Annotated in this window: 10 protein-coding genes; 1 reads left to right on the forward strand and 9 read right to left on the reverse strand. The window is 45.8% G+C overall.

The features are described from left to right. Nucleotides 1–157: 157 nt before the first annotated feature. The 8 genes from ARA78_RS04955 to ARA78_RS04990 all read right to left on the reverse strand — a co-directional run bounded on the left by ARA78_RS04955 (nt 158) and on the right by ARA78_RS04990 (nt 12,194). On the reverse strand, nt 158–955 hold the full coding sequence (locus ARA78_RS04955) for a class B sortase (protein WP_055155767.1): 798 nt from the start codon (nt 953–955) through the stop codon (nt 158–160). After that, nucleotides 952–1,449, reverse strand: coding sequence for a gamma-glutamylcyclotransferase family protein (locus ARA78_RS04960; RefSeq protein ID WP_081026291.1), 498 nt, complete (start codon nt 1,447–1,449; stop codon nt 952–954). Before ARA78_RS04960 ends, ARA78_RS04955 begins: the two co-directional genes overlap by 4 nt. Nucleotide 1,450: 1 nt before the next feature. After that, nucleotides 1,451–7,795, reverse strand: coding sequence for an LPXTG cell wall anchor domain-containing protein (locus ARA78_RS04965; RefSeq protein WP_055155806.1), 6,345 nt, complete (start codon nt 7,793–7,795; stop codon nt 1,451–1,453). Between the two features lie 85 nt (nt 7,796–7,880). Beyond that, complete coding sequence (locus ARA78_RS04970; protein ID WP_081026292.1) at nt 7,881–8,831, reverse strand: amidoligase family protein; 951 nt, start codon at nt 8,829–8,831, stop codon at nt 7,881–7,883. A gap of 5 nt (nt 8,832–8,836) precedes the next feature. Continuing rightward, nucleotides 8,837–10,138, reverse strand: a complete 1,302-nt coding sequence (gene dcm, locus ARA78_RS04975; protein WP_179963262.1) for a DNA (cytosine-5-)-methyltransferase — start codon at nt 10,136–10,138, stop codon at nt 8,837–8,839. A 75-nt stretch (nt 10,139–10,213) separates the two neighbouring features. Then, a complete protein-coding gene (locus tag ARA78_RS04980; protein ID WP_055155765.1) occupies nt 10,214–10,786 on the reverse strand; it encodes a hypothetical protein in 573 nt (190 codons plus the stop codon). 218 nt (nt 10,787–11,004) lie between these two features. Further along, a complete protein-coding gene (locus tag ARA78_RS04985) occupies nt 11,005–11,298 on the reverse strand; it encodes a hypothetical protein (RefSeq protein ID WP_055155764.1) in 294 nt (97 codons plus the stop codon). Next, nucleotides 11,286–12,194 carry a ParM/StbA family protein gene (locus tag ARA78_RS04990; RefSeq protein ID WP_158293346.1) on the reverse strand — a complete coding sequence of 303 codons (909 nt, stop codon included), beginning with the start codon at nt 12,192–12,194 and terminating at the stop codon, nt 11,286–11,288. Before ARA78_RS04990 ends, ARA78_RS04985 begins: the two co-directional genes overlap by 13 nt. Between ARA78_RS04990 and ARA78_RS13835 the strand changes: the two genes are divergently transcribed. After that, the gene (locus ARA78_RS13835; protein ID WP_008400065.1) at nt 12,147–12,296 is read left to right on the forward strand and encodes a hypothetical protein; all 150 of its coding nucleotides are present in this window, start codon (nt 12,147–12,149) and stop codon (nt 12,294–12,296) included. The two genes, ARA78_RS04990 and ARA78_RS13835, sit on opposite strands and share 48 nt — an antisense overlap. 25 nt (nt 12,297–12,321) lie before the next feature. Here ARA78_RS13835 and ARA78_RS04995 read toward each other — a convergent pair whose 3' ends face one another. Continuing rightward, nucleotides 12,322–13,650 carry a HEPN/Toprim-associated domain-containing protein gene (locus ARA78_RS04995; RefSeq protein ID WP_055182926.1) on the reverse strand — a complete coding sequence of 443 codons (1,329 nt, stop codon included), beginning with the start codon at nt 13,648–13,650 and terminating at the stop codon, nt 12,322–12,324. Nucleotides 13,651–13,654 lie beyond the last annotated feature (4 nt).

Raw genomic sequence — 13,654 nt, forward strand, 5'->3', positions numbered from 1 at the left:
CGCTGATATTCCGTAGAGTATTTACCAAAGTTTCCACTTTTGAACACATTTTCCATCTGAATACACCTGGCATACACCCTTTATATACTCCCCTGTTTTGAACACATCCCTGCCCATGCGGTCATTATTTGTCTCATTTTCTGCACTTTTCGGGTACTTACGAACACTTCTGACTCCACACTGCCCCGGAAACCGGCACCGCCAGGACGATATTCCTGGCACCGCTCCATTCATATGAACACGTGACGAGCGTCAAAACCTTATCGTATATACACTTCAGGTAATCATCTCCGGTTTCGAACACTTCCCTCCGCTTGGCTACTTTTAGGTACTCTTGCACGGCCACCACATCTGGAAGTTTCTGCTGGAACGGGAACAGATTCCGGTCTGCTTTCAGTACCGTGACAATCTTATACTCCTGAATGCCGTCCTCTGTCTGAAGATAAGCAAAACGATGGGCGTTATAATAATCTTCCCCTGCATATAAGTCCAGGTTTCCGAACATCGCCCCGCTGTTCATGTTGTGACCGTAAATGATGAGATTCCTGCTTTCGGACACTTTACAGTCTGCCTGTAAAAACAGGCTTCCGTTGATGTCATATTCCTTTTTGTAATTCCGTTTCAGGTAAAACTCCCCATTCTCCTGTTCGGACTGAAGCACCGGGTAATCAATCCCGGTATCCGGTATGGTCAGCCATCCCTGCACATCCGGGTATTGTTCCTGGAGAGAAACAAGGTCTACCGCAGCCACCGGGCATTTTCTCCCAGCTGGTTGGTCTTTCTTTTCAGAGCCTGAGGCTCCCGGAGCTTCCGGCTCCGGGAAATTCCCTTTCAGCTCTGCCACCAGCTTTTTGTTCTCCATTGGGAGATATACCATATGGTAAAGCAGGAACCCGGCACTTAAGAAAAGTGCTGCAAGGCATACCGTTTGAAAAAGTTTTTTCGCGATTTTCATCGTTCCTGTCCGGCTTTCCTCTGCTTCTTTGGCCGGCTTTTCTGCGTCTGTCCCGGCACAGGCGGTTTTCTGGCTGCTTTCAGGATCGGCTCTGTCGGAATCTGGTTCTGTCTGCAGCCCTTTAAGATTCCGGTCAGGTACGACCGTCCGGGCGGATTAAAGTTCTGCATGTAATCTTTTGTCATGATATAGACAATGGCTTTGATCTCTCTTCCGCCTTTATTCTTGACGGTGATTTCCTGTTTGTCGTAAAAATCAGGATAGCCTTCATAAAGATCCAGGCTCTTTTCGCAGTCCCCGGTCAGTGACCAGAGGACGCCGTCCACATGGCTTCCCTCTTCCGGGAAGATGGTGGCAAGACCGCTTCCTGCGGCTGCAAAGGTCAGCCGATACCCCTCCAGGCGGACGGTTTCTACCATCTCCGCCTTTGGGCACCGATATGCCATCTGGTCCAGATCCATGTTGCTTCCATACGCAAAATATAATTGTTTCAGCCTATCTGCCTCCTTTTTTCTTCTTTCTTCTGGATGCCACACCCATGCCGATCAGACCGCCTGTGGAAAGGATCAGGCACAGGGCCGGAAACCAGAGGTTGGTGTCATCGCCTGTTTTCGGGTTACTTACAGACGGGGTGTCCTCCGGCAGCTTCTCGTTCGTCACTTTCTGGATGACTTCAATCACTGGGGTTTTGTCATCTACATAAGTAAATGTCACTTCATGCTTGGTCTCATCCATCTGATATCCTTCCGGTGCTTTGGTCTCAACCAGATAATAAATGGCTGCCTTATCAAATTTGCCATCCTTATAAGTTCCGATTGCAAGCAGTCCGCTGGTTGCATGACCGTTTTCATCAGTGGTCAGGGTTTCTACCACTTTGCCATCGGCATCCCTCAATTCAAATTCCGCACCTTTCAGTGCAGCTCCGGTATCCTTGTCCGTTTTCTCAATGATCAGACGTCCCTTTGCGGTATCATCTTTCATGGCTACCTTCTGGATCTCTGCGGTGTCTGCCACCTCGAAGGTGATCTCTTCCGAAACGACATAACCGTTTGGAGCCTGCTCTTCTTTCAGGGTGTATTTACCGATTGGAAGTTTTTCGATATAATGCGGCTCTTTACCGGAAGTCCAGGTTTCTACGATATTGCCATTTTCATCTGTGATGGTCAGTTTGGCTCCTTCGATCTCATTATCTCCGGTAATATCCGTTTTGCTGATCTCCACTTTGGTCACATCATCTTCCATTACCTGTTTCTGGATCTCTACAGTATTCTCCACGGTGAATGTGATGCTTTCCGCAGTGGCATATCCATCGGCTGGCTTGGTTTCTGTCAGGGTGTACGATTTTCCTACAACCAATTCTTTGATGATGTGCGGCTCCTTGGTGGATGTCCATTCCTCAACAACAGCCCCGTTTTCATCCGTCAGCTGTAATCTGGCTCCCGGCAGTTCCTCGCCTGTGGTCAGATCGGTTTTGGAAAGTTCCACGGTTGTCGGCTCATCTTCAAATACGAACTCATAGGACACTTCTGCTTCTTTGTCTCCCTGGTACTCAAAAACAAATTCCTTTTCTTCTCCGGTGGTGACAAATCCATCCGGTGCATACAGCTCCTTCACATAATAGGTTCCGTCAATCGGCAGGTCTGCAATAAAGGAAATCTTTCCATCTACATCTGTTGTTTTTAACTCGATCAGGGTATCTGCTTCCATCAGCACCTTTCCAGATGCGGACAGGATGTCGTTCCTAGTGTACAATCCAAAGATGCCGCCTTTTAATACACGGTCGGTATCCTTTTCTTTCTTCAGGACGTTCACTTTCACCTTCTGGCGGTTGTTCTGCCAGTCCTCATCGTATACGACAACCGGGGTATCCTGATCGCGGTAGGAAAGATCTACATATCGTGGTTCTTCATCCAGGATATAACCATATGCTGTGCCTACCTCTTTGACATAATATTTTCCAACCGGAAGGTCAGATACTTCTGCAACACCGTTTGCATCGGTAGTTACAGTTGCTACCAGTTCGTCCTTGGAATAATAGTCCGGGCTTACGCCATCAGCTGCTTTGATATCTTCGGCAGCACGGATTTCGAAGGTAACGTCTGTCAGGCTTCCTGTAATGTACTCAAAGAAATGTTCCACAACACCTTTGACGTTATCCAGCAGGGTGATCTTATCGAGGAATTCGCCCTTCTTGTTTACGATCAGCAGTGCTTTCGGTACATGGTCCTGCATTTCCACTTTCTGTATTTCTGCGGTATCCTCGATGGTGAATTTCACATCCGTAGTCTTTAAATAACCAAGCGGTGCAAGGGATTCACGGAGGATATAGGTTTTTCCAACAGTCAGATATTTGATCACATGAGGCTCATCCTTTACGGAAGTCCAGCTGTCGATCACGTTTCCATCCTCATCCAGAACAGAAAGGGATGCTCCGTTCAACTCCACGCCTGTTGTCAGATCGGATTTTGTCACCTCGATGGTCGTCGGCTGGTTCTTCTTAATCGATTTCAGTTTAATGGTTTGGATGTCCTGTCCCCGATAGGTGGCATCAAATTCCAGTACCTCATCAGAGGATACAAAACCGTCCGGTGCAGAAATTTCTTTTACATAATAAGTTCCAAGCGGCAGGTCCAGGGTGAAGTGTGCCTGTCCCTTTTCATCGCTTGTAATCTCCTGTAATAAGGTGTCCGCTTTCACGATTACATTGTCACCGGATTTGATCTCATTCTTATTATAAAGACCAAAGACGGCTCTAGCTACCACGCTTCCGGTTTCTGCATCCTGTTTTTCCACGGTGATGCTTACCTTCTGGCGTTCATTGGTAAATGTCACTTCTTCGTCTACAACCGGGGTATCCTGTCCGACATAGGTAAAGGTTACCTTTTCTCCTTTGGCATTCCAGGTGTATCCTTCCGGTGCTTTTTTCTCTTCTACACGGTATTTTCCGAGCGGAAGATTCTCGATTACGGCACTTCCGGTTTCATCGGTCGTTACCGTTGCCACCAGTGTGTCCTTGGCATATTCCAGATAACGGTTGCCGTTCTCATCTGTCTGATGGTCTGCGGTATAGATATCCTCGGAGGCGTAAACTTCAAACACGGCTCCTGCAAGGCTGGCTTCCTCATAAGTAAAGTCTTTATCAAAACCTTTGACTACTTCGCCTTCTTTGCGGATGGTCAGTCTGCCCTTAGCTGGGTGGTTCTCAAAATCCACCTCGATGATCAGGTCACCGCTGACCGGATCTTCCTGGTATGCGGTATCACTGTCTACCTTGATTTCCACGGTATTGGTGCTGTGGGTATATCCATCTGGTGCAGTCACTTCTTCGATGCGGTAATTTCCACAAGCCAGATTCTGTGGCAGGATCAGGTATCCGTTTTCATCCGTAAAATAGGATTTATGTACCGTAGTGGATGGATAAGTAGTCACTTGTTCTACATATTTCTTGTTATCCAGATCGTATACTTTAAATTCAGTATTCGGAACCAGAACAGATTTCTTTGTCTCGTCATCTTTTTTGACGATTTTTAATTTTGCTTCAAACTCTTCGTCCAGAAGCACACGCCATACCTGCGGTTTCTCTGGATTGTTCTCTGAAATCACAACTTTGAAATCATCAACTGGTTTGAAGTTGTGCGGTGTGGTGGTTTCTCTTACAATGTAAGTCCCGTATGCAAGCGGAATGGAGCATGCATATCCACGCTCATCCGTGAACATTTCTGTCTGTCCGTCTGCAGTCAGCACGACCGGAGTAGCGGATGTAAAATCATAGGAACCGTCCTTATTTTTCTTCAGGCTGCTCTCCAGATATGCACTGAATCCCACACCTTTTAACAGATCGGCATCGGTCTTTCCGTTGTTGGCGGCTTTGATGACCTGAAACGGCTGTTTGATCACATCTTCCAGAGAAGTTACGGTACGTTCTACCGTCTGAACCAGATCTCCCTCGTCATTACACTCCAGATCATGTTCTCCCGGGTCTGCCAGATATCCGACAGGCGGAGTCAGTTCTTTAACGTAATACTTTCCGAGATAGAGGTCTGCGACTTCTGCATTTCCCTCTGTATCCGTAGTCAGGGTTGCAATCTGTGTTCCTGCCGGGTAAAGAACACCTGTCTGTCCATCTGGATGTACGATATCTTCACGGGCATACAATCCGTAAACAGCACCCTCAAGGGTTGCATCTCCCTGTGCGGTCTTTCCGGTTTCGGAATCCTCTTTTACCAGTTTGATCTTCGCATTGATCCGCTCATTCTGGAACGTATGGTTGAAAGAAACCGTTGCCTCTTTGTCTGTTGTGTACTGGAAGGTAAAGGAGTACACATCCTCGCCGTTTCTCACATATCCAGCTGGTGCACCCAGCTCTTTCATGTAGTAGCTGTTGGCTATCGGCAGGTCTGCCTGATATACGGCTTTTCCGTCTGTTCCGGTCACTGCTTTCTCAATGAGAGTATCTTTCTTGACCACAATGGTTCCGTCCGCTGCTTTGATGTCATTTCCGGCATACAGACCATAAGTGCCGCCCGGAAGGTATTTCCTGGTTTCCTTATCCTGCTTGTATACACTTACGCTTGCTTTCTGGCGGTCATTTTTGAATGTCACGCTTCCCATGACCTTTTCTACGTTGCTTCCAGCATAGGAAATGGTGATCTCCTGGCTTTCGCCTGTGCATACCAGATTTTGTGGTGCCTGCATTTCTTTTACTACATATTTCCCCAGATATAGATTATCCAGTGTGGCACTTCCGTCATCTCCGGTGGTAAGTCCGGCTTTGACTAATGCGTCTTTTTTGTAGACTACTGTTCCGTCTGCGGATACAATGTCCGACGCGGCATAAACGTTATAAACCGCACCTTTCTGTTTCTGCTCGGTATAAACAAAGGAAACACCATCATCAGTTACCTTTGCCCCAGTCAGAACTTCTCCTAATTTATAAACAGTCAGGCTTGCCATCTGTTCAGCATCAGTAACGGTCTGTTTTACAGTGCCGCCGATGACCAGGTTCACATCGTAAGCCTTAGTGTCCAGCAGGTATCCGTTTGGTACGGAGATCTCTTTCAGGTATACGGTATCCTGTGTTTTGGTGATCGTAACGCTGGAAGCTCCGTTGTCATCTGTGGCCGGCATCTTTGTGATCAGGTTCTTTCCATCCTTGTCACTGTAAACGCCATAAACTGCACCTGCGATGGCTTTGTTGCTCTTACGGTCTTTCTTTACGATCTCCAGAGTTGCCTGTTTTACCCATGATACTTTAAAATCTACATATTTCTCATCGGTCACACCCTCGCCAAATACCAGGGCAAGGTCCTGTGTCTCGCTTCCGGTTGTGATCTTATAAGCGGAATAATCTTTGATGATGCTTCCCTTCATGGTGACAGACCATTCCCCTTTGACATCCACTGCCTGTGTCAGCGGTGCAGATAAGTAGAATTTGGTACCGCCGCAGATCTCCACGGATGCACCTGCACTGCTTGTTTTTCCCGTTGTCACATTATGCAGTCTGACACCGGACGGCAGTTTCATGGTGATGGTCTGCAGTTCGGATGCCTTGAAGGTGATCTCTTCGGTTCTCTGGCTGTTGCCACTGATATATGCGGTAACATCTGCATTGGAGAAACTCATGTCCACTTCCGGGATCTCCGGCTGGCTCATGCAGTAATTGTAGAGTTCCATTGCCAGAGCCTGTCCGGTTGCATTCGTACCAGAAAAAGCGTCACCGCTGTTATTTGCATAGGATGCTGCCAGATGGACAATGATAAACTGTTTTCCGGCTGAAAAATCAGGATGTTTCTCAGAAAAAAATCCATTTTCACCGGATGCTTTGGTTCCGTAGTAGCACACTTTTGCCAGTGCTTTGCTGTCACCCAGTTTGGTGATCTTGTAAACACCATCCCCAGGTCCCGCTTTGGATGGCTGCACACAGTAGGCAGTTGCAGACACATTTCCAAATTTAACGGTATATTTATAGGTTACATAGGAGCCCAGACCGTAGTCTGCATAATAGTATGCAGTCCCTCTTGTCACATCCACGTCCTGGGTTGCTCTTGTACTGGTATTGACTGCGGTGAATGAAACGGTTTCCCCATCTTCCATTGCTATCAGGTCAATATCCTGTTCCCCTGCCTGCTCCAGAACATCGCTGAGTGTCAGCCCGGATTCTGCATCGGTTGTATTTTCCGTTTCGGATTCCTCTAATGCGGCATCAAACTCGGATTCAGAAAGTCCATCCTGAAATTCGGATTCTTTTTCTTCCGGTTCTTCTGTCTCCGCTTCCTCTGTTTCAGATTCAGCTGTCTCCGGCTCAACAATTTCTGTCTCTACAGGCACTGTCTCAGTTTCTTCCTGCGAGGCAGCTTCCTCATCATCAGAACCTGTATCCTCTTCGGTAACTGCCTGTTCTGTCTGCGGTTCACTCTGAGCTGCTGTCACAGGCTCTTTTACGATCAGATTTCTCCCAATCTGATAAACCGGGTGGTTCTGGTTGACTGGCTCCACATAATAAACGGCATGGTAAGTGTCTGCATGGCTGGTGCTGAAGTTCTCCCCGGCGTCATTCTCTGCTTTCTGGAATATCACTTTGACTTTGCTTTCGTCCTTAATTTCCAAATTTGTAAAATCCGTGGAAACATCAAAGTCCTGTCCGACTTCCAGCTCCAGATCGGTGGCTTTTACCACTTCCTCTTCATCCAGCAGATCCTTTACACATTCATATGCTGGCGGTTCTACCGCTTTTGGTTCTTCTGAAGCATAAACGGTCAGTGGTGAAATGACTGCGGATAAGATGGTAACTGCGGCCATCATCCCGGAAAGGATCCTCCTGAATCGATATTTATTCTTCATGTTTTCTACCTCTTTCTTCTTTTTCTTCATTTAGCATAAGAACAGCCGGATGTTCCCACCCGGCCTGTCTGTTCTCATTATTCTGTTACCTTACATCGTCTGTCCGTCTTGGATTCTGCAGACAGGCATAGGTACTTTTGTCATACCGCCATGCCTTATCCCCGTCCAGATTGGCAAGCAGATGCTTCCGCACATTTTTGTATTCGTCCCCGATCAATCCGAGGCGAAGCAGAAAGGTGCGGAACGTAAATGCCGGGTTATCCCCTATTTCCGTCTTTTTTGCATGGGTACAGGATTGGTTGATCGCCTGTGCGGATATGGCAAGTGCCAGTGTGATATTCGACCGGACTTTTCCTGCATGGAGGGTGCTTTCAAAACAGCGCCATTCCAGTGTTCCCTTGGAAAAAACAGCGTGTAGGTTTAATGCATAATACCTTGTCCAGTTGTAATGCTCGGAGCTTCCGTCATTTCCCTCATACCATGCCCTTTTGAATTTTTCCATTGTGATAGTGCTGTTGGGCATCCTGCGGATCTTCTCCAGTACCATAGGACGGACTTTCTGGCAGTACTCATCTTCCCTTCTGGTCTGTACATTCAAGGCTTTGAACAGGATATCCTCTTTGCAGTACATAATCGTCAATGCATTTTTCAGACTCCGTGGTGTATGATTGGATGCGTCCACATGGACATGCATGCCACAGGATGAATTGACAAAAGCACCTGCGTTTTTGACACACCGCACCACTTCCTGGAGTTTCCCCATTTCCGAATATTCCAATTTCGGGGATACCATTTCTGTCGAATAATCTCCATCGGCATCTATTACAGTACCATTTGCCAGCCTTTCACAGTCGATACTGCTGTCCCTTGAAAATTTCCACGTTTTTCCATCTGAATCTTTTACACACCAGGAATCGTAAGAACGGATATGATATGGCTCTGTTCCGAACATTCTTCCAATCGCAACAGCCGCATCATAGCGGCTGATACCTGTCATCTCAATCTCTGTACCAAAATACTGGTCTTTTAGGTCGATCTGCTTCACCCACCCTTCGCTTCTGGAACAGGTGAGCCGCTTTGGATCTCTTCATCTACTGCTTTCAAATTTCTGCCTATTGCTTCAATGACATTGACAGTGACACCATTACCGGCCTGCTTGTAAAGCTGGTTATCCGATGTTTCTTTTTCCATCTTAGAAATCTGACCATCCCGGTATCCCTGCAGCCGCAGACACTCCCTTGGCGTCAGCCTGCGGATTCTGCCGTGGTAAATCACTCCATGACGGTCAGTTGCCGTAATGGTGAACATTGGCTCTTCCGGTTCTTTCATCCTTCTTCCATTCTGGCGGACTTTTTCCCTGGCCGGTGTCAGCACTGCCCTTGGCGGTTCTTCCACCAGCACCCCGGAACTTTCGCCCCTGTGGTTATGGATGCTGGAATCCTGTCTGGTATTCAGACATCTTGCAACGTCTGTCACCAGCGGCGGAGGGGAGATATCTACAAAATGCAGTGTTCCCTGCTGGTTTCCGGTCGTCAGGGTATGGGCGATCTCATGCCCGACTCTTCCCCTGCGGCTGTTGATTCCCGGATATCCGAGATCGATGCTGTCCCCCTCGTAGGCCATCTTGTATCCTTTTCGGGTGTTTTCCTTGATTGGGATACCGACTTCGTATAATCCGGTCTTGCCGCCCATACCACCAGCCCCGCTGGTCAGCGTGCAGCTCAGTCCTTCTTCTGCGTAGACTCTTTCTCCCTGTTTGCCAGCATGGACTTGTATAAGAGCTGTTCCATTTGCTTTTGGGAAAGGTAATATTTTTCCGGCACATCTTCCATCAAGATATCCGACAATATACACCCGCTTCCTTGACTGGGGGACTCCGAAATCCTTGCTGTTAAGCACTTTCCATTCGACATGATACCCCAGTTCAGATAGCGTACTGAGGATGGTGTGAAACGTCCGCCCTTTGTCATGCGAAAGCAGACCGGGTACGTTTTCAAGGAGAAAATACGCAGGTCGTTTGTCTGCAACCAGTCTGGCAACTTCAAAGAAAAGGGTTCCTCTTGCATCGGCAAATCCTTCCCTTCGTCCAGCGATTGAGAATGCCTGGCAAGGAAATCCCGCACATAAAAGATCAAAGTCCGGCATTCGTTCTGTTTCAATATTTCTTGCGTCATTGCAGAACCACTCTCCTTCCGTATCAAACAGCACCCGGTAGTTGTGGTCTGCATATGCATCTGCTTCACAGTGTCCGACACAGGTGAAGCCCCCTGCCCTGTGCAGCCCCTCTCGGAATCCTCCGATTCCACTGAACAGGTCAAAAAATCGAATTGTTCCGGCTATCAGCCTCCCTTCGCTGTGAAAAAAACAGTGCAGATTTCTCTGCACCGTTTCCGTCTCTTGGTTTCTGTTTTGTGATGTCTATTCTTCTGATTCCGCTTCCTCTGGCTCAGATTCTTCTGCTTCTTCGGTTTCCAGTTCTGTTGGCTCTGCTTCCGCTGGCTCTTCGTTTTCTGGCTCTGTCGGCTCTTCATCTGCTTCAGCTTCGTCCGGTTCTGTCATTTCTCCGTCTGTTTCAGCTTCCAGTGCTTCTGTCTCAGGCTCTTCTGCTTCAGGTTCTGCTGACTCTTCATCCGGTTCTGATTTCGCAGTCTCAGGATCTTCCATTTCTGTTTCTTCGGCTTCCTCTGACTCTGCTTTCCATTTGGCTTCTTCTTTTTCGATTGCATCTTCGATAAGCCCGATTAAGAAGTCTTTCTGTTTCATGCCATTCCTGGCGAGGACTGCTTTCAGTCTGGAAAATAAATCCTCGGTTACCTGTACTGCTACTGTTCTTAAATCTGCCATGTTCGTCTTTTCTCCTTTTCTTGTCATGTGTTCTTCGATTACCATTTCAAGGTATTTTGGTATGCTGATTCCTAACTCTTCGACTTCCAGTTTTAGCTTTTCATGCAGCTCTACCGGAATTTTTCCGCATATGTTTTTCATCTCCATTGTGTTCGTTCTCCTTTCTTTTTTCTACATACAACATACCCTAAAACGTGACAGAAAGCTATTCACAATACCCAACGAATATGAGGCTCTCAAAAGCTCCCAAAGGATGCAGATCCAATAACATTCAATAGGCATCACCCCTTTCAAAAATCCGTGATTTATACTAATTTGACTGCTTGAAATTTGGCTATTTTATCACCAGGAAAGACTTGACTTTTTCAGAATGCATCCTCAAGCCCGGAGAGAAAATCCAGCATCTGGGACGGGATTTCTTCCTTTTTTGAAACCCTCTCCCCGGAGCCAGAAATGGAAACACCTGCCAGTTCTTCCCGGATTGCCTGCCGGATGCTTTTCTCCAGCTGGTTGTTTTCCTGATCTTTTAAAATCACCTGAACAAGATAGCTGCTCTTCTGTCCATCTGGAACACTTTGCAGGATCTCCCATGCCTTTTTGTGATCTGGGTTATCAAGGTTCAGGCGGAACGAGAAAACGGGTCTCTTTACTTCGCGCACATCTGCCCCACAATCCGCTCATAGCCGGAAGCATTGGCGTGTATGTCTGTCAGGTAAATCTGCCGACACAGCCTGTCCTGCGGTGTCACGTGCCGTTTCAGAATGCTGGCTCCGCCGCCCATGATCACGGACGGAATTGCCTTCAGATCGAACCCGGCTTCCATAATTGCAGACAGTATTTTCTCCGTGTAGAGCCTTCCCTGCCGGACAATGATTTCTTTTGCGGCCGGGTCCATGCTGCAGCTCTGGCCGTTCAGAACACGTTCGATCTGAATATCCGTTACAGACAGTCCGGTATTTCTGCGTACCTGCTCGGTGATCTCATCCACACACCGGATCACACCAAGTTCCAGGCTGCGGCAGGTAGCGGCATTTGGAACACTGTTGTCCAGCCGCATCAGGTCTACGGTCCAGCCACCGATATCTGCGAGAAGAACAGAAGGCTCGTCCCGAACACATTCCGGGTGAAGAGCCAGGGCAGAGTATCCCTGTGGGAACAGTTTTACATCCTGAATCCGGATCTCATAGCTCTCATCCTCGTACCGGAAACGCAGAGGCTGCTCTTTCCGAAACAGATATTCCCGGAACCCTTTTTTCTCCCTGCCAAAACTTGCCAGTGGGAGGCCGGCTGCCAGAACCACATCTGTTTTCCTCTCTCCCCGGCGGTAGCGGATCTCCTGTGCAATGGCTGCCATTGTCAAAAGATAATAATTGTCATTGGAAGTCTTGCTTCTCACCAGCGTCTGCCGCCCAGTTCCACACACATAAAATTTCCCATTGTACTGCAGGACATTCTGCATGGTATACGGCTCATAATCGTACCCGGTCAGTCCAGTCGGGAAACACACATGGGGAGTTTTGATGGCATAATATCCATGATCGATTCCTATAATGATAAGTCACCACATCCTTTCAGGTTTTTCTTGTTCTTTTCCAGCAGGTGGTCTTTTGGTCTGGAAAAAGAAAAAGGGCAGAACCCCGAAGAGCCCTGCCCATGATATTTGCATTAGTTTACGTTGCTATTTATTGTTCGTTATTAAAAGCGAATACTATTGTTTCTAGTAATTTTTTCATATTTTTCCATTCTTCTGTTTTAAAAACTTCATCACCTCTCTCAATTTTATTACGCATTTCATGAAACTTATGCTTTATATCATCTTTATAAGAAATCACTCCTTGATATAATGCTTCTTCAACATTATTTTTATTTCGTATTCGTTTTCTCGATTCCCATTCAATTGGATAATAGTTCCCACCAGTTTTTATAATGGAATCTGGCAAATACAATTCAATAGAAGCAGCTTTCTTGTTAATGTCATCAGGCACAATTTTCCCATTAGGTGCAATAGTTGGGTATTTATGAAACATTGTAATTTCTGGATATAATAATATTCTAAAATTTGCCGGCCAGTTTTTTATTTCATTTAATAATGAGCATTTACTAGAATATCCCTCTGCATCATTATCAAAAATTGCAATAAAATTTGCTCTAATTTTTGAAAAATAAAAAGTTTTAAGATTTTTTATTACATATGATGTTCCTCCATCTCTTTTTCCACCAGATTCATCACTGAAATCCATAAAATAAAATAAATCTGAAAGATGAGGATATAACTGTGACATCGCAAATTCTAAAATATCTTTATCGCTTGACCCTTCAACAAGAACAATTGTTTTTGAAACGTTCTCTGTCGCTGCTAGTGCTTTGGGAATACAATCATCTGCCCAATTATCCAAATTTGAGAAATCCAATATTATCTCCATATCATTTGCACAATATTCTAGTATAAGTCTGTATACATATTTATAATTGATTATTTCAGGATTTAAAGCATAAAATGATTCGCTATCCTCATCTTTCAAAGAATAAAATATAACTTTGTCACACTCTGTTGTAATATTAACCTCTGAAAGTGTTCCTCCAAATTGTATGTTTCCATTTGCAAGTTCATAAGAAACAATTTTTTTCATTGCATTTTTCCATTTTTTTAATGAAACATTTTTCTTAATCCGAATTTCATTATTCTTGTCCTCTTCATCATAATCTCCCTGTAAATGATACAAAAAAGATGAGTAGTCTACTGCTTGAACCATTTCATCATTAAATATTTTTTCAAAATTATTAAGTCCAAATCCCTGTGCATCTAAGCGTTCTTTTGCACGCCGAACAGTCGTCCTATACATATATTTAGTGTATGTTCCGGCATCTTTATCATCATCGTCTATATTACAATTATTTACTACAATAAGGTCATTTTTTGAAAAAAACAGACTAACGATTTTGCTATCCAAATAGTTTCTAAACCAATGTAATGATAAATTTCCAATTACTATATCTGCATATTCACTCATAATT

This window comes from Coprococcus eutactus (assembly GCF_001404675.1).
Classification (GTDB): domain Bacteria; phylum Bacillota; class Clostridia; order Lachnospirales; family Lachnospiraceae; genus Coprococcus; species Coprococcus aceti.